At 69.9% G+C, this 22,391-nt stretch carries 23 protein-coding genes; 16 read left to right on the top strand and 7 right to left on the bottom strand.

The genetic code is table 11. The annotated features are described in order from the left end of the window. Positions 1-143 precede the first annotated feature (143 nt). From ACK4I0_RS06700 to ACK4I0_RS06690, 3 genes are all read right to left on the bottom strand, one after another. Positions 144-890 carry a DUF4893 domain-containing protein gene (locus ACK4I0_RS06700; RefSeq protein ID WP_409609242.1) on the bottom strand — a complete coding sequence of 249 codons (747 nt, stop codon included), beginning with the start codon at positions 888-890 and terminating at the stop codon, positions 144-146. 58 nt (positions 891-948) lie between these two features. Beyond that, on the bottom strand, positions 949-1,590 hold the full coding sequence (locus ACK4I0_RS06695) for a DUF4893 domain-containing protein (RefSeq protein ID WP_409609240.1): 642 nt from the start codon (positions 1,588-1,590) through the stop codon (positions 949-951). A gap of 66 nt (positions 1,591-1,656) precedes the next feature. Next, the gene (locus ACK4I0_RS06690) at positions 1,657-3,000 is read right to left on the bottom strand and encodes an ATP-binding protein (protein WP_409609238.1); all 1,344 of its coding nucleotides are present in this window, start codon (positions 2,998-3,000) and stop codon (positions 1,657-1,659) included. A gap of 139 nt (positions 3,001-3,139) precedes the next feature. Here ACK4I0_RS06690 and ACK4I0_RS06685 point away from each other — a divergent pair, with 139 nt between their 5' ends. Beyond that, a complete protein-coding gene (locus ACK4I0_RS06685) occupies positions 3,140-4,165 on the top strand; it encodes an NAD-dependent epimerase/dehydratase family protein (protein WP_409609236.1) in 1,026 nt (341 codons plus the stop codon). Here ACK4I0_RS06685 and ACK4I0_RS06680 read toward each other — a convergent pair. Next, on the bottom strand, positions 4,162-5,436 hold the full coding sequence (locus ACK4I0_RS06680) for a YihY/virulence factor BrkB family protein (protein ID WP_409609234.1): 1,275 nt from the start codon (positions 5,434-5,436) through the stop codon (positions 4,162-4,164). The two genes, ACK4I0_RS06685 and ACK4I0_RS06680, sit on opposite strands and share 4 nt — an antisense overlap. Before the next feature lie 116 nt (positions 5,437-5,552). On the opposite strand from ACK4I0_RS06680, the gene prmC reads away from it, so the two are divergent. The 11 genes from prmC (at position 5,553) to ACK4I0_RS06625 (ending at position 16,810) form a co-directional block, all read left to right on the top strand. Beyond that, positions 5,553-6,443 carry a peptide chain release factor N(5)-glutamine methyltransferase gene (prmC, locus tag ACK4I0_RS06675; RefSeq protein WP_409609232.1) on the top strand — a complete coding sequence of 297 codons (891 nt, stop codon included), beginning with the start codon at positions 5,553-5,555 and terminating at the stop codon, positions 6,441-6,443. Positions 6,444-6,766: 323 nt separating this feature from the next. After that, positions 6,767-7,732, top strand: a complete 966-nt coding sequence (locus ACK4I0_RS06670; RefSeq protein ID WP_409609230.1) for a DUF4167 domain-containing protein — start codon at positions 6,767-6,769, stop codon at positions 7,730-7,732. A gap of 74 nt (positions 7,733-7,806) precedes the next feature. Further along, complete coding sequence (locus ACK4I0_RS06665) at positions 7,807-9,087, top strand: pentapeptide repeat-containing protein (RefSeq protein WP_409609228.1); 1,281 nt, start codon at positions 7,807-7,809, stop codon at positions 9,085-9,087. Continuing rightward, complete coding sequence (locus ACK4I0_RS06660; RefSeq protein WP_409609226.1) at positions 9,084-10,337, top strand: pentapeptide repeat-containing protein; 1,254 nt, start codon at positions 9,084-9,086, stop codon at positions 10,335-10,337. The genes ACK4I0_RS06665 and ACK4I0_RS06660 overlap by 4 nt, the downstream gene beginning before the upstream one ends. A 93-nt stretch (positions 10,338-10,430) precedes the next feature. After that, positions 10,431-11,093 carry a nicotinate-nucleotide adenylyltransferase gene (locus ACK4I0_RS06655; protein WP_409609251.1) on the top strand — a complete coding sequence of 221 codons (663 nt, stop codon included), beginning with the start codon at positions 10,431-10,433 and terminating at the stop codon, positions 11,091-11,093. A gap of 117 nt (positions 11,094-11,210) precedes the next feature. Beyond that, positions 11,211-11,651 (top strand): ribosome silencing factor, encoded by a 441-nt coding sequence (gene rsfS / locus ACK4I0_RS06650; protein ID WP_409609224.1) that lies wholly within the window; start codon positions 11,211-11,213, stop codon positions 11,649-11,651. An 85-nt stretch (positions 11,652-11,736) separates the two neighbouring features. Continuing rightward, on the top strand, positions 11,737-12,201 hold the full coding sequence (rlmH, locus tag ACK4I0_RS06645) for a 23S rRNA (pseudouridine(1915)-N(3))-methyltransferase RlmH (protein WP_409609222.1): 465 nt from the start codon (positions 11,737-11,739) through the stop codon (positions 12,199-12,201). Further along, entirely contained in the window at positions 12,202-13,284 is a 1,083-nt protein-coding gene (locus ACK4I0_RS06640; RefSeq protein WP_409609220.1) for a murein hydrolase activator EnvC family protein, read from the top strand. A 131-nt stretch (positions 13,285-13,415) separates the two neighbouring features. Next, positions 13,416-14,882, top strand: coding sequence for a S41 family peptidase (locus ACK4I0_RS06635; RefSeq protein WP_409609218.1), 1,467 nt, complete (start codon positions 13,416-13,418; stop codon positions 14,880-14,882). Positions 14,883-15,117: 235 nt separating this feature from the next. Further along, the gene (locus ACK4I0_RS06630; RefSeq protein ID WP_409609216.1) at positions 15,118-16,305 is read left to right on the top strand and encodes a divergent polysaccharide deacetylase family protein; all 1,188 of its coding nucleotides are present in this window, start codon (positions 15,118-15,120) and stop codon (positions 16,303-16,305) included. Positions 16,306-16,336: 31 nt separating this feature from the next. Further along, positions 16,337-16,810: an RNA pyrophosphohydrolase gene (locus tag ACK4I0_RS06625; RefSeq protein WP_409609214.1), complete on the top strand. Its 474-nt coding sequence runs from the start codon at positions 16,337-16,339 to the stop codon at positions 16,808-16,810. On the opposite strand, the gene ACK4I0_RS06620 is transcribed toward ACK4I0_RS06625, so the two are convergent. Further along, the gene (locus tag ACK4I0_RS06620) at positions 16,811-17,344 is read right to left on the bottom strand and encodes a cell wall hydrolase (protein ID WP_409609212.1); all 534 of its coding nucleotides are present in this window, start codon (positions 17,342-17,344) and stop codon (positions 16,811-16,813) included. Between the two features lie 105 nt (positions 17,345-17,449). Between ACK4I0_RS06620 and ACK4I0_RS06615 the strand changes: the two genes are divergently transcribed. Further along, a complete protein-coding gene (locus tag ACK4I0_RS06615) occupies positions 17,450-17,713 on the top strand; it encodes a hypothetical protein (RefSeq protein ID WP_409609210.1) in 264 nt (87 codons plus the stop codon). A gap of 2 nt (positions 17,714-17,715) precedes the next feature. On the opposite strand, the gene ACK4I0_RS06610 is transcribed toward ACK4I0_RS06615, so the two are convergent. Then, a complete protein-coding gene (locus ACK4I0_RS06610; RefSeq protein WP_409609208.1) occupies positions 17,716-19,137 on the bottom strand; it encodes a sensor histidine kinase in 1,422 nt (473 codons plus the stop codon). After that, positions 19,134-19,883, bottom strand: a complete 750-nt coding sequence (locus ACK4I0_RS06605; RefSeq protein WP_409609206.1) for a TVP38/TMEM64 family protein — start codon at positions 19,881-19,883, stop codon at positions 19,134-19,136. The genes ACK4I0_RS06610 and ACK4I0_RS06605 overlap by 4 nt, the downstream gene beginning before the upstream one ends. A gap of 123 nt (positions 19,884-20,006) precedes the next feature. Between ACK4I0_RS06605 and rpmH the strand changes: the two genes are divergently transcribed. The 3 genes from rpmH to yidC are packed head-to-tail and all read left to right on the top strand — an operon-like array spanning position 20,007 to position 22,383. After that, positions 20,007-20,141, top strand: coding sequence for a 50S ribosomal protein L34 (gene rpmH, locus ACK4I0_RS06600; protein WP_003164000.1), 135 nt, complete (start codon positions 20,007-20,009; stop codon positions 20,139-20,141). A gap of 23 nt (positions 20,142-20,164) precedes the next feature. Continuing rightward, entirely contained in the window at positions 20,165-20,590 is a 426-nt protein-coding gene (gene rnpA, locus ACK4I0_RS06595) for a ribonuclease P protein component (protein WP_409609202.1), read from the top strand. After that, positions 20,587-22,383 carry a membrane protein insertase YidC gene (gene yidC, locus ACK4I0_RS06590; RefSeq protein ID WP_409609200.1) on the top strand — a complete coding sequence of 599 codons (1,797 nt, stop codon included), beginning with the start codon at positions 20,587-20,589 and terminating at the stop codon, positions 22,381-22,383. The genes rnpA and yidC overlap by 4 nt, the downstream gene beginning before the upstream one ends. The last annotated feature ends 8 nt before the right edge of the window (positions 22,384-22,391 follow it).

Below are 22,391 nucleotides of genomic sequence, written 5' to 3'. Positions count from 1 at the left end.
CGCGAAGGCGGCCGCACCGTCGGCGCCGGCGTCGTGTCCAAGATCATCGCCTAATCGCGACGGTCTGACCCAAGCCACAAACGGCCCCCGGAGCAATCCGGGGGCCGTTTTCGTTTGCGAGTGCCCGGCGGTGGAGAACAAGATCACCGCACCAGTTCGAGAATGTCGATCTGGGCTTCCTGTTTCGGGAAGGGAATGACCAGGCGCCAGCGATTGGGGCCGATGCGTTCGAACACGCCGACCTGGTCGCGCTCGCGCATTTGGCCGTAGCGCGGAAAGCCCTCTTCCTGATCGCCCCAGGCCTGGGCGCCGACATAGACGAGGCGACGGTCCGTATCGGGATACAGCAGGCCACGTGTGCGCTGCGAGCCGGTGGTCTTGGTCAGGATCAGGTCGCCGCCGGGCGTCAGCTCGACCGAGCAGCGGAAGACGGGGTAGGCGATGTAGGCCAGCCCGACAGAGCCCTTCACACCCATGCGGACGGAGCGGCAGCGATACTCGCCGGGCGGGGGCTGCAGCCGGCCTTGAAGCCCGGCGTTCGGATCGACCAGGGCGCCGTTTGATTGAACCTCGTCGGCGAAGCCCGCCGCGTCGGCCGAGGCCCGCGCCATTCGCCACGCCTCGTCCAGACGGCCAAGCGCCGAGGCATCCTCGGGATTGGCGACGGCGCGCCAGTTGTCCGTTCCGCCCTGTTGGCCCTGCTCGCCCGAGGCGGGCGGCGAGACGGCAGGATCGGTCGGGGCCGGATCGACCGGCAGGGGCGGAGCCTCGGTCGAGGGGCTCAGCTCAGTGGGCGTCGGGGGCTCCGCAGTGGTGTCGGTGCCGCGGTCGCAGGCGGCGAGCGCCAAGGGCGACAGGGCGGCGAGGGCGAGGATCGGCGACAGGCGCATGGCGGCTCTCCGGGCGGTTGAACCGCTCGAACGAACCGGGAGCAGCCCCGGTTCAATCCTAGCCCGCCGGGATCAGCTCGATCAGGTCCAGATTGGCCCCGGCCTGGGGCCAGGGCAGGACGATGCGCCAGCGCTCGGCGGCGATGCGCTCGACGCGGCCGGCGAGATCGCGCGCCGGGTTGCGGCCATAGCGGCTGGCGGGCGGTTCGGACGCCAAGGCCAGGCCACCCAGCAGCACCATGTGACGCTCGTCCTCGGGGAACAGCAGACCGGCGGGGCGCTGGGTTCCACTCAGCTTGGAGAAGCGCAGGCCCTGGGCGGTGGCCTCGATGCGGCAGCGGCTCCACTCGCCGGAGACTAGGGCGGGGCCGGCGCCGTCCTGGGAGCCCAGCCGGACCAGGCGGCAGCGATAGTCGCCCACCGGCGGGGTCGGATCGCTCAGCCGCGCGTCGGCGTCGGCCAAGTCGCCCAGGCCGCGCAGGCGGTCGGGCGATCCGCGCCGGGCCTGTTCCAGCGCCAGACCCCAGGCGGCCTCGGTGCGGCGCAGGCGGTCGCGGTCGGTCGCCGTCACCACCGCGCGCCAGTCGGGCAGGACGGCGCCGGGCGACGGCGGGGGCGGCGGGGGCGAGGCCGCCGGCGCGGCGCATCCCGCGATCAGCGTGGTGAGCAGCAGAAGATAAGGGAGGCGGCGGACGGACATGGGGGGCTCAAAGCCGTCCGCCGCCTCCGCGTCAAGCCGGAGCCGGATCGGGCCGGGCGGGCGGGATCATGCCGCCCGGCCGCTCACGGGTGTTGACGCATTCAGCGCCCGCCCCAGGGCCTCGGCCAGGGCGGGAATGTCGAGCGGCTTGGTCAGATAGGCCACGAAGCCCGCCTGACGGCCGCGTCTGATGTCTTCGGGCATGGCGTTGGCCGACAGGGCCAGCACCGGGATGCCCCGCGTCAGGGGGTCGGCGTCCAGCCCCGTCTTCAGGGTGAAGCCGTCCATGCCCGGGAGATTGATGTCCAGCAGGATGACGTCGGGACGCAGATCGCGCGCCAGGGTCAAGCCTTCGGGTCCCGTCTCGGCGGTGAACAGGCGCATGGGACCCAGGGCGCGGATGACGTGGCGCATCAGAATGACGTTGGCGGGATTGTCCTCGACGTAGAGCATGGTCGCCTGGGGCAGGTCGCCGGGCGAGGCGACGCCGACCGCAGGCGCGGAGTGCAGGACCGTGGCCTCGCCGGCGGCCGGCAACCAAAGGCGGAAGGTCGAGCCCTGGCCCTCGACGCTTTCGGCCTCGAGCCGTCCGCCCATGGCCTCGGCCAGGCGGCGCGATACGGCCAGGCCGACCCCGGTGCCGGGCGTCGCCGAGGTCTCGCGGCCCAGCCGGCTGAAGGGCTGGAACAGTTCGGCCATGCGGTCGGCCGGCAGGCCGCAGCCGGTGTCGATCACCGACAGGGTCAGTCCGCCGTCCTGATGGCGCACCTCCAGCCGGACCGAGCCGCCGGGCAGATTGTATTTGATGGCGTTGCTCAGCAGGTTCAGCAGCACCTGACGCAGCCGCGTGCGGTCGGCCACGGCGCCCAGACCGGCCTGGGGCGGCGGGGCGATCAGGGTGACCCCCGCCGCACGCGCCTCGGGCTGCAGGCTGTCGCACACCTGGCGCGCCACCAGCAGCGGGTCCACCCGCTCGATCGACAACGACAGCTTGCCGGCCTCGATGCGCGCCAGGTCCAGCACCTCCTCGATCAGCGCCAGCAGATGCGCGCCCGCGGCCAGGATCTGCTCCACGGCCTGGGTCTGGCGCAGGGTCAGAGGCTCGGCCTCGGCGTTCATCTGCAGGATGTGCGAAAAGCCCATGACCGCGTTCAGCGGCGTGCGCAGTTCGTGGCTCATGGCCGCCAGGAAGTCCGACTTGGCCTGGTTGGCGCTGGACAGGGCGCGGGCCTGGTCCTCGGACGCCGCCAGCGCCTGAGTGAGGTCGGCGGTGCGCGCTCTTATCCGCTCTTCCAGCGTATTGTTCAGCACCCGGAGTCGCTTGGCCTCGGCCCGCGACGCCAGGGCCATCGTCAGTCCGCTGATCCAGGCGACGACGGCCATGACCAGCACAATCGAGAGAACCATCATGCCAACCCTCTCCACCCGGTCAGGTTGCATTTAATCTGTATAGAATCGGTTAATATTCTTCCGGCGGTTGTGCAGAGCGTCGCGGGGTGGCGCGGCGTCTGCGGGCGGCGTATCCAGCCATCGGGAGACGGAGCGCACCATGACGGACAGGGACGGACCGGTGCTGGTCACCGGCGCGGCGGGCTTCATCGGCTTCCACACCGCGCGCCGCCTGCTGGAGCGCGGTGAGACGGTGGTCGGCGTCGACAATATGAACGCCTATTATGATCCGGCGCTGAAGCGCGGGCGGCTGGCGCTGCTCGAAGCCTATCCGGCCTATCGCCACCACGAGATCGACTTGGCGGACCGCGCGGCGATGGCGGCGCTGTTCGAGGCCGAGCGGCCGCGGCGCGTCGTGCACCTGGGGGCGCAGGCGGGGGTGCGCTACAGCATCGACTCGCCCTGGACCTATGCGGATTCCAACCTGACGGGCTTCTTGTCGATCCTGGAGGGCGCGCGCGCGACCCAGGCGACCAGCCTGGTCTTCGCCTCAACCAGCTCGGCCTTCGGGGCCAACGGCGCCCTTCCGTTCTCAGTGAAGCAGGGGGCGGACCATCCGCTGACCCTCTATGCCGCGACCAAGATCGCCAACGAGGCCATGGCCCACTCCTACGCCCATCTGTTCGGAATACCGGCGACGGGACTGCGCTTCTTCACCGTCTATGGTCCGTGGGGACGGCCGGACATGGCGCTGTTCAAATTCACCGGCGCGATCCTGAAGGGCGAGCCCCTCGACGTGTACGGCGAGGGGCGGATGGAGCGCGACTTCACCTATGTCGACGACGTCGTCACGGGCGTGATCGCAGCCCTAGACCGTCCGGCCACGGCGGACCCCGGCTGGGATGCGACCCGGCCGGATCCTTCGACCAGCGGCGTGGCGCCGTGGCGGATCCTGAACCTGGGCGCGGGCCGGCGCACCCCGCTGATGCGCTACATCGAGCTGATAGAGCAAGCCGCCGGCCGCAAGGCGGTGCTGAACCTGATGCCCTATCAGGACGGCGACCTGGTCAGCACCGAAGCCGACGTGACCGAGACCCGCTCGGCTCTGGACTATGCCCCGGAAACGCCGGTCGAGGTCGGGGTGGGCCGGTTTGTCGACTGGTACCGGGACTATTACCGGGCTTAGCGCTCGATCTTGCGGCGCATGACGCGGTCGGACAGGGCCTCGGCGTGCTTCAGGGTGAAGGCCAGCGCAGCGGGATTGCCGCGGCGAGCGCCCACGGAATCCGCCATCACCGCCCCGCGCTTGCCAAGCGGCTCAGGCTTGCCGGTGGTCGTGTCCAGCGCCGTCTGGTGCTCGATCTCGGCGTTCAGCTTGGCCCCCATCAGGATGATCTGCACCGACAGCCAGGTCCACAGCAGGAAACCCATCACCGCGGCCAATGGGCCATAGGAATCGGTGCGCACGAAGTTTTGCAGATACCAGCTGAAGAGGCCTGACAGGATCAGGCTGAGGGTCGCGGCGGCCACGGCGCCCGGGGTCAGCCAGCGCCAACGTGCCTTGGCCCGACACGGCCCGAAGCGGTAGATCAGCGCCAGCGCGAAGACATAGCCGACGAACAGCACGGGCCAGCGCAGCAGGGCCAGATACTGGATCTCTTCCGTCAGACCGAACAGGCCGACCACCACCGGCACGCCGATCACCAGCGCCGCGCTCAGCATCACCGCGATCAGGCCCGACACCGTGAAGGCCAGGCAGATCAGGTTGTAGGTCACGATGTTGCGGCGCTCGGTCTCGTGATAGGCGACGTTGATGCCCCAGAACAGGTTGCGGATGCCGCCGTTCGCCGCCCACAGCGACAGCGGCAGAGTCCAGGCCAGGGTCAGGGTCAGTTGGCCGGTGGAGTTCTCGGCCAGGCGCTGCATTTGCCCGCCCAGGAACTCGGCCACATTGGCGGGCAGTACCGAATACAGGAACTGCAGGCGGCTCCAGGCGTCGCCCGCATCGGCGAACAGGCCGTAGATGGTGACGAACGAACCGAGCATTGGAAACAGCGCCAACACGACGAAGAAGGTGACCGCACCGGCGACGAAGCCCACCCGGTCGCCCAGATAGCCCGCGCCGGTCCGCCACAGGATGTCGACCCAGCCCTTCATGGGAATGTGCGTCGGCCGCCGGGCCAGACGGCCTCGGCCAGGCTCGCGGGCGTCGTAGTCCTCTGGCGTCGGATCAGGCGCGTCCTCGGGCGAGGGGCGATAGGCGCGCAACTCAAGACCAAACCGGTGGCCCTGGGTGTAGATCAGGTGCGCCGCGCCCGCGCCCGCCGCCAGACCGCCGACGGTCGCGCCGAGGTACCGCCACAACGCGCCCAGCCCTCCGCCGGACGGCGGCTTGCGCCGGTTCAGCAGTCGCGTGGCGAGATCGGGGAGACGGAAACGGGAAGCGGCCTTGGACATGGTTTGCGCAACGGTGAAGGTCCAAGGGCGTTCCCGCAAAGCGCGAGGCGATTGCCCGCGCGGGCGCGTCGGCGTAGGCACGCGCCCTGTTCATCAGCCTCATTGCGGAGCCGCCCGTGAGCCCGACCCTGCTGACCGCCTGGAAATCCGCCCAGGCTCGCCTGAAGGACGGGCGGATCGACAGCCCCTCGATCGACGCGCGTCTGCTGCTGGAGGCGGCGACCGGGGCGACCCGCACCGACATCCTGACCGACCCCTATCGCGCGGTGACGCCGGACCAGCAAACCGCGCTGGACGGCTATGTCGAACGGCGGCTGAAGCGCGAGCCGGTCTCGCGCATCCTGGGCAAGAAGGGCTTCTGGAAAATCCATCTGAACGTCACGCCCGACGTGCTCAGCCCGCGGCCGGACACCGAGGCCTTGCTGGACGTGATCCTGCTGGCCTTCCCGCCGCACAAGGCGTTCGAGATGATCGACCTGGGCACCGGCTCGGGCGCCATCCTGCTGGCGACCCTGGCCGAGCGCATCGGCGCGCGGGGACTGGGCACCGACATCTCGTCCGAGGCCTTGGCGGTGGCGCGCGAGAACGCGGCCAACCTGGACCTGGACAGCCGCGCCACCTTCCTGCGCACCGAATGGGCGGCCGGCATCGCGGATCACAGCTTCGACCTGGTGGCCTCCAACCCGCCCTACATCCCGTCGGACGACATCGACGGACTGGATCCCGAGGTGCGCGATCACGATCCGCGCCTGGCGCTGGACGGCGGGCCGGACGGGCTGCAGGCCTATCGCGACCTGGCGCCCGAGGTGAGGCGCATCCTGCGGCCGGGCGGCGTCTTCGCCGTGGAGATCGGCTGGGACCAGGGCGCGGCGGTCAAGGCGCTGTTCGAGGCCGAAGGGTTCGAGGATGTGAAGGTGGTCAAGGATCTGGCCGACCGCGACCGGGTGGTGACCAACGGCCCCGATCCGCGTGTTCACGCCCTGCCCGTCGCCGAGGGCGCGCAATAGGTCGAGAGCGCACCGGGTCGGTCTCCGATTTCGGCGCGGCGCTTAAAGGTCTTGGAGAAACCGGCGGGGCGCGCTAAGTCTCGCCTCGTCTCCCCCTCCAAACGCATCCGTCCGGGCCGGTTCGCCCGGTGGCGCGCGCGCGGAGATCGTGACGGCCGGGGCTCACAAGGTCCGGGCGCACCACGGCGGGGACACTGGTTTTCCGAACAGGTCGACAGCGGGGATAGGCCCCGAGCGAGCGGAATACGAACAGGGACCTGGCTGCCGATCCTCGGTGGCGCGTCCCCAACCACGGTCAGCGTTCGATGAGAGATTTCAAGGGCATGAAGCGTCAACGCGGACGCAACAGGAAGCCCGGCGGCGCCAATAACGCCAACAACGCCAATCCGAACCGGTCTTGGGACTCGCAAGGTCCCGAGAACATCAAGGTGCGGGGCAACGCCCAGACGGTGTACGAGCGCTACATGCAGCTGGCGCGCGACGCCTCGTCTGCCGGCGACCGCGTTCTGGCCGAGAACTACACCCAACACGCCGAGCACTATTTCCGCGTCCTGCGCGCCCTGCAGCCGCAGCGGCCCGTCAGCGAGATCGCCCAGCGCGAGCTGGCCGGCCAGGGCTTCGACATCGACTTCGAAGACGAGTCCGGCGCCCAGGCCGCCGCCTTCATGGCCGCTCAACAGGCCGAGCAGCAGAAGCAGGAAGACGAGGCCCGCCGCCAGGCCGAACGCGCCGAGCGCGAGGCCAACCGCGACAATAACCGCGATCGCGACCACAATCGCGACCGTGACAACAACCGCGACCGCGACGCCAGTCGCGAGCCTTCGCGCGACCGCGCCGAGGACGATCGTGAGCCGCGCGCCGAGGGCGAAGGCGGCCGCCGCGAAACGCGCCGCGAACGCTGGGAGCGTCGCCGCGAGGAACGCAATCGCCGCTTCGAACGCGACGGCGACGCCCCGACCGAGGGCCACGCCGACGCTCAGGGCGAACCCGGCGACGAGGCCCGAGCCGAGATCGTCGGCGCTCCGCGCGAAGACGCTGGGGTCCAGGCCGAGGCCGCGCCGCAGGCCGAGGCGCGTCCCGAACGGGCGCCGCGCCGTCCGCGCACCCCGCGCGTGACCGAAGCGTCTACCGACGACGAGGGCCCCTCGGCTCTGCCGGGGTTCCTGACGCGCGGCGCGCCGCGTGCGGAGCCTGCCGCCGAGACCGAAACCGCGGCCGAGGAAGCCGCGCCGGCCCCGCGCCGTCGCGCCCCCCGCAAGAAGGTCGAGACCGCCGCCGACGAGGGCTGATCGCCCCGTCGGACTGGCGGGAAACGCCGGTTTTCGCAAAGCTTCCTTAAGCATGGCCGCCCCAGAATGGCGCCATGGCGGAGAAGCCCCAGGACATCGAGCGCAAGAAGCTCACCCAGGCCGAGGTCGATGCGATCTGCGCGCGGCATGACCGGCTGTGGCAGGCGCGTCCCGGGGGCGCGCGCGCCGTTTTCGCCTGGATGGATCTGTCGGGTCTGGACCTGCGCGGCTGCAATCTGTCGGACGCCGATTTCGCGGCTTCCTGCCTGGCCGGCTGTGACTTCACCGGTGCGCGGCTGGACAACGCCAATCTGTTCGGGGCGGATCTCCAGGGCGCGGTGCTGGTCGAGACCAGCATGCGGCGCGCCGATCTGCGGGGCGCCTGCCTGCGCGGGGCTGATCTGACCGGGGCTGATCTGTTCGAGGCTGATCTACGCGAAGGAGCTGTGGCCGCCGCAGACGCACGCCTGGGATATCGCGTGGTCGAGGTGCAGAACCGAAATGTGGCCGAAGCCCAGGGCGCAACACTGGTCGGAGCCAATCTCCAGCGGTCGAAACTGTCCGGCATCATGGCTCAGTCGGCCGACTTCTCCGACGCCATCATGAAGGACTGCAAGCTGGTCCGGGCCAATCTGAAACAGGCCACCTTCCGCGGCGCCGATCTGGCCGGAGCCGATCTGTCGGGCGCGGATCTGTCGGGCGCCGATCTGCGCGACGCCATCCTGGTGGGGGTCAAGGCCGCCATGTGGCGAACCGACGGAGCCAAGATGGAAGGCGTGCTGACCGACGACCGCTCGTCGGGCGCGCCCGTGGCGGAAATGCCTGCCGCCGAGATGCTGCGCGAGCATGCACGCTGGTGCGAGACCGGCGGGACTGAGGGCCAGCCGTCGGTGTTCGACCGGGTCGATCTGCGCGGTCTGGGTTCGATCGTCGGCCTGAACCTAACCGCCTTGTCGGCCAAGGAGGCGGTCTTCTACGGCTTGGACATGGAGGGCGTGCAGCTTCAGGGCGCGCATTTGGAGGGCGCCGATCTGCGCTCGACGCGGATGAAGGGCGCCGACCTGCGCGGGGCGCGCCTGAAAAACGCTCGTCTGTCGGGCGCTGATCTGCGCCAGGCCCAGCTTGGGCCCTTGCTGATCGGGCCCGAACGCTTGCTGGCGGCCGATCTGACCGGGGCAAGCCTGCGCGGCGCGGACCTATCGGGCGCCGATCTGCATCGCGCCAACCTGACCGACGCCGATCTTAGCCGGGCGCATTTGCACGGCGCCAATCTGAAACAGGCCGTGCTCGACCGTGCGCGCCTGGAAGGCGCACGACTGGACGGGGCCAAGGGCCTGGACGACGAGTCCGCATGACCTTCGTGCGCCGACGACTGACACAGGGCGAACTGGACATGTTCGTCCAGGCCCATGTCCGATTTCTGGAGGGTCGCGCCGGCGGTCGCCGCGCGGCGTTGAAGTTTCTTGACCTCAGCAGCCTGGATTTGAGCGAAAGCCTGTTGGACGACGCCGACTTCACCGGCTCGTCGCTGGAAGGCGCGCGGCTGGCGGGTGCCCGGCTTGAGCGCGCGGTTCTGTTCGGCTGCGATCTGCGCGGCGCCGACCTGACGGGGGCGACCCTGCGCCGGGCCGACCTTCGAGGCGCCTGCCTGCGGGGCGCGAACCTGACCCAGGCGGACCTCGCCCAGGCTGATTTCCGGGAGGGCGTGCTGGCCATTCCCCACGCCACCAAGGGACTGTCGGCGGTCAAGAACGAGAAGATGGTGGGCATCGCGGACGGCGCGCGCTTCGCCGGGGCCGTTCTGGACGGTTCGCGGCTGGACGGCGTCAGCGCCCACAAGGCGGACTTCACCGACTGCTCCATGCGCGGCGCGCGGTTGAACGGCGCCAATTTGAAGGACGCGGACCTGTCGGGCGCCTTGATGGACGGCGCGGACGTGGGCGGCGCCAACCTGGCCGGCGCACGGCTTAGAGGCGCGGTGCTGACCGATGTGGCCATGGAGGCGGCGCGGCTGGATCGCACCGACATGACAGGCGCCCTGCGCACGCCCGACGCCGCCATGATCGCTCGCGCGGAAACCCTGCTGGAATCGCTCAAGGACGCCATGGCCTGGGCCGAGAGCGGCGGCGTTCTGGGCCAGCCGGCGGTGCTGGATGGTGAAGACATGCGCTCACTCGGTGATCGGCTGCGCGGTTTCAGGCTGCCGGCCATCAGTGCGGCCGGCGCCTGTTTCGTGGGCATGGATCTGCGTGACGCGGGCTTTCAGGGGGCCAACCTCACCGGGGCTGATCTGCGTTGCGCCGACCTGCGCGGAGCCGACCTGCGCGGCGCCCGCCTGACCGGGGCGCTGCTGAGCAAGGCTGATCTAGGCGGGGCCAGCCTGACGCCGCTGCCGTTGTCCAAGACGCGATCCATGCCGGCCAGCCTGGCCCGGGCCGAGTTGCGGTACGCCTCTTTGGAGGCCTGTGACCTGACGGGTGCGGATCTGAACGGCGCGGACCTCGCCGGAGCCGACCTGACCCTGGCCATCGTGACCGCCGAACAGCTGTCCAACGCGCGGGTTGACCGGGTCAAGGGCCTGCCGGCTGGAAGCGTCGCAGCCTGAATCATCGCGGCGGTCGACTGCGACGGACAGGCGACAGCCACGTTGCGCCGTGTTAGCTCCGCACTGAGCATAACCCTCGAGCCCGTCTTGCCCCTGTTTCACGCCGGCCCCGCGCCGAAAGCCTCCGGTCCGCGACGGGGCGCCCTGAGAGACGGCCTGGGCCTGCAGCCCGGCATGCGGGTCGGCCTGTTCGGCGGCTCGTTCAATCCCGCGCATGACGGCCATCTGCATGTGGCGGAGACGGCGCTGGCGCGGCTGGGCCTCGACCGGGTCGTCTGGCTGGTCTCGCCGCAGAACCCGCTGAAGAACGCGGCCGACAGCGCGCCCCTGGCCGATCGCGTGTCCTCGGCGAGCGCCGTCGCCCATGGGCCGTCGATGATCGTGTCGGACTTCGAGACGCGGGCCGGGACCTCCTGGACCATCGACACCCTGCGTGTCCTGGTCGCGCGCCATCCCGAGGTGCGCTTCGTCTGGTTGATGGGCTCGGACAATCTGGCCGGGTTTCATCGCTGGCGGGGGTGGAGCGACATCATGCGGTTGATGCCCGTGGCGGTGATCGCGCGGCCCGGCAGCCTGCTGGACAGCCGCACCGCGCCGGCCGCCCAGCGGTTCGCCCGCTTCCGCGTGCCGGCCGCCCAGGCGCGCCTGCTGCCGCGCATGGCGGCGCCGGCCTGGACCTATCTGACGGCCCCGCTGAACCACCGCTCATCGACCGCCATCCGGGCCGCGCGCGACGCACAGGACGCCAACGGGTGACCGAGCGCGCCGCCCGTGCTACAGAGCCTCTTTAGTTCACCGCCTCGGAGCCCTCCGCTGACCCCCTCGCCCGCGCACGACGCGCAAGACACCGCCGTTTCGAATACGGCGAACGAGATGGACCCGATCGACCCGATCCATCCCGAAGACGGCCTGGAAGACGGCGACTTTTCCGCAGCCCGCGATGCCAGCGATCCCCTGCCGGTCGGCGCCACGCCGCTGGAGCAGGCGTTGCTGACCAAGCTGGACGACGACAAGGCCCAGGACATCGTTCTGATCGACCTGCGCGGCAAAAGCCCGATGTCGGACGCCATGATCGTGGCGTCGGGCCGGTCCCACCGCCACGTCGGCGCCATCGCCGATCACCTGCTGCGCCTGCTGAAGGACCACGGCCTGGGCAAGGCCAAGGTCGAGGGCCTGCCGCACTGCGATTGGGTTCTGATTGACGCCGGCGACGTGGTGATCCACCTGTTCCGGCCCGAAGTGCGGACCTTCTACAACATCGAGAAGATCTGGTCGGTCGACAGCGCCCACCGCGGCGCGGGCGCCAACGCCTGACGGAGGCCAAGCGGGTGGATGGTTCCTCCCGCTGCGGCGCCCTCAAGCAGCCTTGCACCGTGTGCAAGGCGATAGGGCCTACATCATGAAGCTCTCGCTCATCGCCATCGGCAAGCCGGGTCGCGGGCCTGAGGCCGCGCTGGCCGACGACTATGCGCGTCGTGCAACCCTGGCCGGCCGGCCTCTCGGCCTGGGGCCGCTGGAGCTCATCGACCTTGAGCCCAGGAAAGCCGGCAAAGCCCCGGAGGCCGAGCTGATCCTGGGCGCGGCCGAGGGCGCGCACCTGATCGCCTGCGACGAGCGTGGCAAGGCCTGGTCCTCCCGCGCCTTCGCCGAGCATGTAGCGTTGCTGAGGGACCGGGGTGAGCGACGTCTTGCCTTCGCCATCGGCGGAGCCGACGGGCTGGACGAGAGCGTGCGGGCGCGGGCCGGTTCGCTCCTGGCCTTCGGGCCGCAGACCTGGCCTCACGCCCTGGCGCGCGCGATGCTGGCCGAACAGCTGTATCGGGCGGTGACCATCCTGGCGGGATCGCCCTATCATCGCGACTAGATGAAACCGCTGATTCCCGCCCTTTTGATGCTGGCCGTCGCCGCGCCCGCCTCCGCGCGCCTGCCTCAGGCCGCGCAGGACCTGCGCCGGCTGGAGGCCGAGTATCGCGACGAGACCGTGCGGGCGCGCCGGCTCAGGGCAGACGCCCAGGCCGCCCAGCGCGAAACCGCCGAGCTGGAGCGCCGCCTGAACGCCCTGGAGCGGGAAGCCGCCCAGGAAGACATCCAGATCCGCTCGCAGCGGCTGAGGCTGGACGAGCTGTCGCAGCGTGAGGCGCAGCTGGTCACCCGGCTGGCGCGTGAGCGCAATGCGCAGGCGCGGCTGCTGTCGGCGCTGCAGCTGATGAGCCGCAAGCCGCCGCCGCCGCTGCTGATCCCGGCCGAGCGGGCGACCGACACGGTGCGGGCCGCCATCCTGATCCGCGCCATGGCCCCCGAGGTCGAGGCGCGGGCCGAGGGACTTATGACCGAACAGGCCGAGCTGGGCCGCATTCGCCGGCTGGCGGTCATGTCGGCCGAGCGGCTGATCACCCGCGAGAGCGCCCAGGAGGACCGGCTGGCCGGCGTCGATCAGCTGCGCGCCCGTCGCACCGCCTTGGCTGCGGTGCTGAAGGCCGAGGCCGAGCAGGCCGAACGCTCCGCTCGGGCGCTGGAGGCGCGTGTGCGCGAATTGGGCGGCGACGCCCGCGCGCCGGAGGCCGCGCCCCGCGAAACGGCCAGCCTGCCGGCGGGGCGCGCGCGGCTGACCGCGCCGGTGGCCGGTGCGCCGTCCGCGACCTGGGGACGAGGCGAAGGGGCGCGGTCGGACGGCTGGCGCTGGCGGGCCGACGGGGCGCTGGCCAGGGCGCCGGCGGCGGGCCGCGTGGCCTACGCCGGGTCGCTGTCGGGCTGGGGCGAGGTGGTCATCTTGGACCTGGGGCCAGGCTGGCGCGCGGTCGTGGCCGGGTTGGAGCGGCTGGATGTCTCGGCGGGCGACGCGGTCGCCGATGGTCAGGCGCTGGGCCGGTCGGCGGCGGACGGCGAGATCTATTTCGAACTGCGCCGCGACGAACGCCCGATCGATCCGGCGCCCTGGCTGCGTTGACGGTGGAAATCCCTTGCGTCCCCCGCTGACGCTGATTTTATCGACGAGACTCCCCGGCGCCGCCTTTTGGCCGCTACACCGGACTTACCTGACGCCCCGGTGTTGAGATGACGCCGATCGAAAGAGACCGAATGCGTAAACTGCTTCTTCTGGGCTGCGCCGCCGCGGTGCTTGGCGGGTCGGCCATGGCCGTGTCCAGCCAGACCCCCCGCAACGAGACCTTCCGCCTGCTGGAGCTGTTCGGCGACGTCCTGGGGGTGGTCGAGCAGTATTATGTGGTGCCGGTCGACAACAAGAAGCTGATCGAGGCGGCCCTGCAGGGGATGATGACCTCGCTGGATCCGCACTCCAACTATCTGCCCGCCAGCGGGTTCGACGACCTGCGTGAGCGCACCGAGGGCCAGTATTCCGGCGTCGGCCTGACCATCACCGCCGAGGGCGGCCTGGTGAAGGTCATCTCACCGATGGACAACAGCCCGGCCAGCCGCGCCAACGTCCAGGCGGGCGACGTCATCTCGGCCATCGACGGCCAGAACGCGGCCGGCATGACCGTCAGCCAGGTGTCCGAGAAGCTGCGCGGCGCCATGGGCACCAGCGTGACCGTGACCTTCCTGCGCGACGGAGAGGAGCCGCGTGAGGTGGTGCTGACCCGCGAGGTGATCCGCATCGAATCCGTCACCGGCCGCATCGAAGGCGACTTCGGCTATCTGCGCGTCTCGACCTTCAACGAGAACACCGGCCGCGAACTGAACGAGACCATCGCGCGCCTGAAGACCGAGAAGCCGGGCCTGAAGGGCTATGTGCTGGACCTGCGCAACAACGGCGGCGGTCTGCTGACAGCGGCCATCGACGTGTCGGACGCCTTCCTGGAGCGCGGCGAGATCGTCAGCCAGCGCGGTCGCCGCCCCGACCAGATTGAACGCTACGCCGCCAAGCCGGGCGACCTGGCCGACGGTCTGCCTATCGTGGTGCTGATCAACTACGGCTCGGCCTCAGCGTCCGAGATCGTGGCCGGCGCCCTGAAGGACCAGGAGCGGGCGACGGTCGTGGGCCTGACCAGCTTCGGCAAGGGATCGGTGCAGACCGTCATCCCGATCCGCGGCGGCCAGGACGGCGCCCTCTCGATCACCACGGCGCGCTACTACACGCCATCGGGCCGCTCGATCCAGAAGATCGGCATCGAGCCGGACCTGGAGGTGGCGCGCAGCGAGGCGGAGGCGCGCATCGTTTCGCGCTCCAGCTTCATCTATTCGGAGGCCGCCTATTCGACCGCGCTGGACTCGTCGATCGGCGCCGAACGGCGCGGGGCGCACACCCCGCGCGAGGCGCCGGGACCGGACTACGACAAGGAGGCCGACTACCAGCTGCAGCGTGCCTTCGACGTGCTGCGCGCGGGCGGAAACCTGAGCCGTCTGGCAGCCGCGCCTGAGAACATCGTGGTCACCGAGCCGACGGTGGAGGTGGCGGAGCAGGCCCCGGCCCCTGAGCAGCGGCCGAATGTCGTTGTCGCGCCACCAGGAACCGACCCCGTGACGCGCCCCAACCTGCCGCCGGACGTGACGCCCGGCAACGAACCGCGCCCAGCGCCTCAGCCCTGATCCTTCTCCCGATGGGAGAAGGTGGCCCCGAAGGGGTCGGATGAGGGGGGGCGGTTTGGGGCGGCGAAGCCGCTGGCTGGCGGTCGACGCTCACCCAAGGACGACGGCCGCGCAGCCGTGCGCTCAAGCCCTCTCCTAGCGGGAGAGGGAAGATCGTGGTGAATCCGCCGTTAGGGTTTCTTAACCGGCGGGCGTCAGGGTGGAGTGGACGCTGTCCGTCCGACCCGCTCGAGCCATGTTCGCTAAACGTCAGTCCGCCCTCGCCGCCGCCGCCGGATCGCCGCCCCCCAAGGCGTCGCTGAGTTTCGCGCCGGTTGTCGCCGCCCTGAAGAAGCCGCCGGTCGCCGTCGCGGCGGCGGGAGGGCTGCTGCTGGCCGCGGGCGCCCTGTTCGTGGCGGTGCTGGGCGACCCCCGCGCCGGAACGCCGAGCGCGCGCGGTGAGATCACGCGCGAGGCCGCCTCGGCCGCGCCGCTGTCGGGCTTCGAAGCCTTTTCCATCGAGGGCATGGACCCGTATCAGGCGCTGATCGCCACCGATCCTATGTCGGCGGGCGTGGAGGGCGGCGAGGCCCTTATCACCCTGCCGGACGGCGCGGTGGTCTCGGGCGGCGTGCCCGTGGGCGCCCCGCGCCGCGCCGCCGATCCTCTGGCGCCTGCGCCGATCGCGGGCCTCAGCCAGCCAGGGCCGAACGGCGCGTTGCCGGTCATCGCCACGGACGGCCGAGTGCCCGCCCAGGCCTACGCCCGGCCGTTCCGCTCGAACGGCAAGCCGCGCGTGGCGCTGATCGTCGGCGGCCTGGGGCTGAACGCCGTCACGACCCGCGCCGCCATCGAACGCCTGCCGGCCGAGGTGACGCTGAGCTTCGTGCCCTACGCCGACAATCTGCAGAGCTGGATCGACCAGGCGCGCGCCCAGGGCCACGAGGTCCTGATCGAAATGCCGATGGAGCCCTCGGGCTATCCCGACAACGATCCCGGCCCCTACACCCTGCTGGCCTCGGGCGGCGCCGACGACGTCACGGCCAAGATGAACTGGCTGCTGGGTCGCGCAACCGGCTACTTCGGCGTGACCAACTACCTCGGCGACCGCTTCATGGCGTCGGACGCCGGCATGAACGCCTTCCTGGGCGTGCTGCGCCAGCGCGGCGTGGCCTTCCTGGACGACGGCTCGGCGGGCCGCCGGCCGGGCGCCTGGGCGCGCGCCAGCGCCGACCGCGTCATCGACCAGTCCCAGAGCCCGGCCGCCATCATGGCCCAGCTGAATGCGATCGAGGCCCTGGCCAAGGCGCGCGGCTCGGCCATGGGCGCCGGCTTCAGCTATCCAGTCACTGTTGAGGCCGCCGCCCGCTGGGCAGAGGGTCTGGACGCGCGCGGCCTGCAGCTGGCTCCCGCTTCGGCCATGACGCAACGACCGGGGCGCTGACACGAGCGGCGGCGCGGTCTATCTGGCGTCTATGACCGACCTCAGCCTGCATCGCCCCAACGTCGGCGTCGTCCTGTTCAACAGCGACGGCCTAGCCTGGTATGGACATCGCATCCACACCTCCGGGGCCCATGCCTGGCAGTTCCCTCAAGGCGGCGTCGACGAGGGCGAGGACCTTCAGGCCGCCGCCCTGCGCGAGCTCGCCGAGGAGACGGGCGTCACCTCGGTCGAGGTCATCGGCCGGACCGACGACTGGATCGCCTACGACTTTCCGCCCGACTACGGCGGCTCCAAACAGGCGCGCGGCTGGCAGGGTCAGAAGCAGATGTGGTTCGCCTGCCGCTTTTTGGGTCAGGACGCCGAAGTCGATCTGATGGCGGATGGCGAGCCGGAGTTCGACGCCTGGCGCTGGGGGCGGCTGAGCGAGGCCTGCGATCTGATCGTGCCGTTCAAGCGCGAGGCCTACGCCCGCGTGGTCGAAGCCTTCGCCCGCTTCGCCGCCTGATCACCAGCGGCGCGGCGCCGGTGCGGGCGGCGTCGGATCGAAGCGTGCGGGGCCGGCGGCGCAGCCGCGACGGTCGCCGGCGTTGCAGGCCCTGACCTGGGCCTCCCAGGCGGCGTACATCTCATTGTAGCGGGCCTGTGCGGCTTCGGAGGCGCGCACCGTGGCTTCGTATTCGGCGCGAGCCGTGGCGGCGCGCTCCTCCTCCTCCTGATGGCTGGCCAGGGCCTGGGCGTGAAGCGCGGCCGAATCGCGCTCCTGATCCTCGGCCGCCATATTGCCGGCGGCGATCTCGGCGTTGAGGATCCGGGTCCGCACCAGTTCGTCGGGATCCTGAGCGGAATCCGGCGCGCGGTGATACGCCTCGCCCTGCGCCCGCAGGCGGGCCTGAGCGGCGGCGTCGATCGGGACCGTCTGGGCGGAAACCTCGGCCTGAGACTGAGCCTGAGACTGAGCTTGAGACTGGGCGACGGCGGGCGCGGCCAGGCCGAGGGCCAGGGCCGAGAGGGCTGCGGCGGTGAGGACGGGGCGTTTCATGGGGCTTCCCTTGTGATCTTCGGCATCCTGTCGAAAGCGGCAACGCTTGTCGCGGCGAAAGGTTGAGATTGCGCTGTATGGCAAAGCGCGGCTTAGATGCCGGTCATGATGCTGAGCACGCCCTTTGGCGACTATCCCATCCCCGCGAGCGTGGCCGCGCGGCTGCCTTCGACGCCGCCCATGCCGACGCCGGACGCTGGCGAGCGCGACCCCGACGTCATCGCCTTCCGGGACTGGATGGAGGCCTCGCCCGAGAACGCCATCGCCTTCGAGCGCCTGCGTCGCTGGCATCGGGTTCAGGAGGATCTGGCCGCCGAGGCCAAGGCCCAGAACCGCCCGTTCGTCGTCACCGAGGACGGCCTGGACTGAAGTCAGGCCGGCAGGGCCAGCTCGAAGACGGCGCCGCGCTCGCTGGTCTCGACCAGGCGCAGGTCGCCGCCGTGAAGCGCAGCAAGCTCTCGAGATATGGTCAGGCCCAGGCCCGTACCGTCCGAGGCCTTGCCGCTGACGAAGGGCTCGAAAAGGCGCTCGGCCAGGCGTGGAGGGATCCCGGGACCGTTGTCGGTCAGGCGGATCAGGCAGCGTCCCCCGGCCTCTTGCGCAGACACCTCGATGACGCCTTCCTCCAGGCCGGCGGCCTCGATGGCCTGGCGGGCGTTGCGCATCAGATTGACAAGGATTCGATGCAACTGATCTGCGTCGGCCTCGACCATCATGCGGGCCGGCAGACGGGTCTTGAGGCGCACGCCCTGGGGGTCCAGCCCCGCGTCCTCGGCCGCCGTCCGCACGGCGGTCGCCAGGGCCAAGCGGACCTTCTGAGGCGCCGGCTCTTCGCTCTTGCCATAGTCCAGCACATTTCGCGCCAGGGTCGAGGCGCGCCCCAGGGCCCGCTCCAGCCGCGGCAGGGCCTTGGCCACGTGGGGATCGGCCGAGGCGGCCAGCCGCTCGGAGGCCATCTGGGCCGACGTCAGCATGTTTCTGAGGTCGTGATTGATCTTGGCGACCGCCTCGCCCAGCGCGACCAGGCGGGCGCGGGCGCGCAGGGACTGACGCACCTCGTCCTGCATGCGCGCGAGTTCGCGTTCGACGCGGCCGATCTCGTCGCGACGGGGACTGGGCGGCTCGCCGGCGCTCTCAGGGTCGGCGGCGAAGCGTTCGATCGCCTTGGTCACCCGCCGAAGCGGCTGGACCACCAGATAGGCGAGGGCCGCATAGAGCAGACCGCCGGCCAGGGCCGAGATCAGCAGCGCAGTCAGCAAAGTGTTCAGCAGGAAGCCGCGCAGCTCGATCTTGAGCGGCTGGGCCGGGGCCAGGATTTCGATGAGGTCGCCCGAACGGTAGCGCGGCGCCGCCTGGACGCGGAGCGACCGGTCCGGGTGGCCGAACAGGGTGCGCCAGGGGTCCATCAAGCGCTGGCCGATGTTACGCTCGCGCAGGTCGATCAGATCGGGCGCGCGCGGCAGGTTGGGCGCCTGAAGGAGCAGGCGGCGGACGCCCTGTTCGCCGACCACCACCGACTGCACCCCGCCGATGCGCAGCAGCTCCGCACCGGTTTCGTCCTCGACGGCTGAATAGGGCAGGGCCTCGACGCCGACAGAGGCCAGTTCGGCCGACTGCAGCCGGTCCTGCAGCCAGCGTTCGTGGAAGGCGGCCGCGCTCGGCAGGACGATGGCGGCCAGCACCGCCAGGGTGAACAGAGCTGTCAGGATCAGCAGACGGGGCGTCAGCCCCTCGGGCGCGGCCGGACGCAGGCGCCGACGCAGTCCGGCCATCATGCTCCTGAGTTCGCTCATGCCGCCGCCGCCGGACGACGCCGCGCTCGCCAGAGCTGAACGCCCTTGATCAGGGCCGGCAGCAGCAGAGACAGGAAGGCCACGCCCATCAGCGGCCAGAAGAACTGACCGACCAGCATGCGCAGGTCGGGCCGCACGCCGGCGCGCAACAGATCGCCCAGGCCCGAGCCGATCCAGGTGTAGATGAAAGTCGAAGGCAGCAGCCCGAGGAAGGTCGCGGCGATGTAGGGCCTGAGCGGCGCCGCCACCATGCCGGCGCAGGCGTTGATCAGGACGAACGGGACGCTGGGGATCAGCCGCAAGGTCAGCAGGGTGACGAAGGCGTTGCGGTCTATGCCCTTGGTGATGCGGTCCATCAGACCGGCGTCCGCCTCGAACTTGGCGCGCAGCCAGCGGCCGATGGCGGTGCGATAGACCATGTAGATGACAACCGAGCCGATGGTGGCTCCCGTGGCTTGGGCCAGGGCGCCGACATAGGGGCCGAACATCATGCCGCCCAGCAGGGTTAGGAACACGGGCCCTGGTATGGTCGAGGCTGTGGCCAAGGCGTAGACGAAGATGAAGCCGATCAGGGCGATTACATAATGCTCGCGCGCATAGGCCTGAAGCGCCAGGCCGTGTTCACGGATCATCTCCATGGAGAGATAACGGTTCCAGCCCATGGCGAAGATCAGGGCGACCAGGCCGGCGACCGCCGCCAGCGGCAGCAGACGGATCGCCCAGTCCTTCACCCTCCGCTGCTGCATTTCGCTCGCTTCCCGACCAGGGCCGGCGTTGACACCACGCCGGTCCCCCCTTATACGCCCGCCCTTCCTGCGACGGACGCCTTCGCGCCTGTCGCCTCACACAAGTAATGTTTGGAGCCGACCGTGAAGCGGACCTATCAGCCGTCGCGACTCGTGCGCAAGCGCCGTCACGGTTTCCGTTCGCGGATGGCGACCAAGAACGGCCAGAAGATCGTCGCCCGCCGCCGCGCCAAGGGCCGCAAGCGCCTGACGGCCTGACGGCGCGCGCCGTTGTCCGGCGCATGACCGACGCCTTTGAACTTCATCGACTGAAGCGGCGGCCCCAGTTCCTGGCGGCCGCCAAAGGTCGTTCGGAAGCGCGCGGCGGGGTGGTCATCCAGATGCTGGATCGCGCCGACGGATCGGAAGCCGTCGGACTGGGCTTCACCGCTACGCGCAAGATCGGCGGCGCGGTGGTCCGCAACCGCGCCAAGCGCCGTCTTAGAGAGGCCGCGCGGCTTCTGGCGCCCGCCCACGCCCTGGCGGGACGCGACTATGTCTTCATCGCCCGAATGGGCACGGCGGACCGTCCATGGGACCGTTTGCTTGACGATGTGAAATGGGCGCTTACAAGGCTGGCGACGCCGCGCGCGGCCCCCGCGCCCGCCGCCCCCTCAGGCCGACCGGCCGACCCTTCCGCCGTTGTGCAGGACAGCCCGCCCCGATGAAGAACGAGAACTCGCGCAACACGCTGATCTTCATCGTGTGTTCGGCGGTCATCATGTTGGCCTACTACGCCTTCGTGATGCAGCCCCAGGCCGAGCGCCGCCAGGCCGCCCAGCGCGCCGCAGCCGAGCAGCAAAGCCAACCGGCCGCCGACGCCTCCAATACGGCGCTGCGACCCGAAACCGGCGTCTTCGTCACCGATCGATCAGCGGCTCTCGGCTCGGCGGCGCGCGTGGCGATCGAGACGCCTACCCTGCGCGGATCGCTGTCGCTGCAGGGCGGCCGCATCGACGATCTGTTCCTGACCCGCTACCGCGAGACGCTGGACGTCGACTCGCCGCCGGTGGAGTTGTTCCGCCCGCAGGGCATGCAGCACGCCTACTTCGCCCAGTTCGGCTGGACCGGCCCGAATGTCCCGGGCGGCGTGCCTGGACCTAACACGGTGTGGCGCCTGACAAACGGCCAGACACTGACGCCGACCACACCCGTCACCCTGATCTGGGACAACGGTCAGGGCCTGCGCTTCACCCGCGTCATCTCCATCGACGATCAGTATCTGTTCACGGTCGCCGACACGGTCGCCAATCTCGGCGCCCAGCCCATCACCATCGCACCCTACGGCTCGGTGCAGCGCCAGGGCGTGCCGGAAGACCTCGGCCGGCAGATGATCCTGCATGAGGGCGCGATCGGCACCTTCGGCCGCGAGGGCTCCTATTCGACCGAGCAGATCAAATACAAGGACTGGGAAAAGCGCCCCCGGGTCGAGCAGACCTCGACCGGCGGCTGGATGGGCATCACCGACAAATACTGGCTGGCCGCCCTGATCCCCCCACAGACCGAACAGGTCCAGGGTGAGTTCCGCGTGCGCGCGGCGGGCGAAACCAACGTCCACGAGGCCAATCTGCTGGGCCAGGCGCGCACCATTCAGCCGGGCCGCCAGGTCACCGAGACCCAGCGCCTGTTCGCCGGGGTCAAGCGCAACGAGATTCTGAAGTCGTATGAAGAGCAGCTGGACCTACCGCGCTTCGTCTACGCCATCGACTGGGGAATGTTCTGGTTCCTGACGCGACCGCTGTTCATGGTCGTGGAGTTCTTCTTCAACCTGATGGGCAACTTCGGCCTGGCGATCCTGGGCCTGACCGTCGTGGTCAAGCTGATCATGTTCCCGCTGGCCAACAAGGCCTACGAGAGCCTGTCCAAGATGCGGACCCTCCAGCCCAAGATGGAGGAGATCAAGAAGAAGCACGACGGCGACACGCAGAAGCAGCAGCAGGAAATCATGGCGCTGTATCAGCGCGAGAAGATCAATCCGCTGGCGGGCTGCGTGCCCATCCTGATCCAGATTCCGGTATTCTACGCCCTGTACAAAGTGCTGTTCGTCACAATCGAGATGCGCCACGCGCCCTTCTTCGCCTGGATCCGCGACCTGTCGGCGCGCGATCCGTCGTCGATCTTCACCGGTTTCGGCCTGTTCCCCTGGGACGTGGCGTCGGTTCCCCTGATCGGCGGCCTTCTGAACGGGCCGCTGCACCTGGGCATCCTGCCGATCTTCTACGGCCTGACGATGTGGCTGCAGATGGCGATGAACCCGCCCGCGCCTGATCCGGTGCAGCGCAAGATCTTCGCCTTCATGCCGCTGGTCTTCACCTTCATCATGGCGCCCTTCGCGGCCGGCCTGCTGATCTACTGGGCTTGGAACAACATCCTGTCGATCCTGCAGCAGTACATCATCATGCACCGCTTCAAGGCCGAGAACCCGATCGACACCTTCTTGGCCCGCTTCAAGAAGGCCTGAGGCCGACT

This window comes from Brevundimonas sp. (genome assembly GCF_046295775.1).
In the GTDB taxonomy this organism is placed as follows: domain Bacteria; phylum Pseudomonadota; class Alphaproteobacteria; order Caulobacterales; family Caulobacteraceae; genus Brevundimonas.
Note: the sequence above shows the minus strand (reverse complement) of the source record. Positions and strands in the feature narration are given on the sequence as shown.

What these genes read in the sequence shown, in the direction of transcription:
- ACK4I0_RS06700 (WP_409609242.1), bottom strand. Translation starts at nt 890, where the DNA reads ATGCGCCTGTCGCCGATCCTCGCCCTCGCCGCCCTGTCGCCCTTGGCG.
- ACK4I0_RS06695 (WP_409609240.1), bottom strand. Translation starts at nt 1,590, where the DNA reads ATGTCCGTCCGCCGCCTCCCTTATCTTCTGCTGCTCACCACGCTGATC.
- ACK4I0_RS06690 (WP_409609238.1), bottom strand. Translation starts at nt 3,000, where the DNA reads ATGATGGTTCTCTCGATTGTGCTGGTCATGGCCGTCGTCGCCTGGATC.
- ACK4I0_RS06685 (WP_409609236.1), top strand. Translation starts at nt 3,140, where the DNA reads ATGACGGACAGGGACGGACCGGTGCTGGTCACCGGCGCGGCGGGCTTC.
- ACK4I0_RS06680 (WP_409609234.1), bottom strand. Translation starts at nt 5,436, where the DNA reads ATGTCCAAGGCCGCTTCCCGTTTCCGTCTCCCCGATCTCGCCACGCGA.
- ACK4I0_RS06670 (WP_409609230.1), top strand. Translation starts at nt 6,767, where the DNA reads ATGAAGCGTCAACGCGGACGCAACAGGAAGCCCGGCGGCGCCAATAAC.
- ACK4I0_RS06665 (WP_409609228.1), top strand. Translation starts at nt 7,807, where the DNA reads ATGGCGGAGAAGCCCCAGGACATCGAGCGCAAGAAGCTCACCCAGGCC.
- ACK4I0_RS06660 (WP_409609226.1), top strand. Translation starts at nt 9,084, where the DNA reads ATGACCTTCGTGCGCCGACGACTGACACAGGGCGAACTGGACATGTTC.
- rsfS (WP_409609224.1), top strand. Translation starts at nt 11,211, where the DNA reads ATGGACCCGATCGACCCGATCCATCCCGAAGACGGCCTGGAAGACGGC.
- rlmH (WP_409609222.1), top strand. Translation starts at nt 11,737, where the DNA reads ATGAAGCTCTCGCTCATCGCCATCGGCAAGCCGGGTCGCGGGCCTGAG.
- ACK4I0_RS06640 (WP_409609220.1), top strand. Translation starts at nt 12,202, where the DNA reads ATGAAACCGCTGATTCCCGCCCTTTTGATGCTGGCCGTCGCCGCGCCC.
- ACK4I0_RS06635 (WP_409609218.1), top strand. Translation starts at nt 13,416, where the DNA reads ATGCGTAAACTGCTTCTTCTGGGCTGCGCCGCCGCGGTGCTTGGCGGG.
- ACK4I0_RS06630 (WP_409609216.1), top strand. Translation starts at nt 15,118, where the DNA reads ATGTTCGCTAAACGTCAGTCCGCCCTCGCCGCCGCCGCCGGATCGCCG.
- ACK4I0_RS06625 (WP_409609214.1), top strand. Translation starts at nt 16,337, where the DNA reads ATGACCGACCTCAGCCTGCATCGCCCCAACGTCGGCGTCGTCCTGTTC.
- ACK4I0_RS06620 (WP_409609212.1), bottom strand. Translation starts at nt 17,344, where the DNA reads ATGAAACGCCCCGTCCTCACCGCCGCAGCCCTCTCGGCCCTGGCCCTC.
- ACK4I0_RS06615 (WP_409609210.1), top strand. Translation starts at nt 17,450, where the DNA reads ATGATGCTGAGCACGCCCTTTGGCGACTATCCCATCCCCGCGAGCGTG.
- ACK4I0_RS06610 (WP_409609208.1), bottom strand. Translation starts at nt 19,137, where the DNA reads ATGAGCGAACTCAGGAGCATGATGGCCGGACTGCGTCGGCGCCTGCGT.
- ACK4I0_RS06605 (WP_409609206.1), bottom strand. Translation starts at nt 19,883, where the DNA reads ATGCAGCAGCGGAGGGTGAAGGACTGGGCGATCCGTCTGCTGCCGCTG.
- rnpA (WP_409609202.1), top strand. Translation starts at nt 20,165, where the DNA reads ATGACCGACGCCTTTGAACTTCATCGACTGAAGCGGCGGCCCCAGTTC.
- yidC (WP_409609200.1), top strand. Translation starts at nt 20,587, where the DNA reads ATGAAGAACGAGAACTCGCGCAACACGCTGATCTTCATCGTGTGTTCG.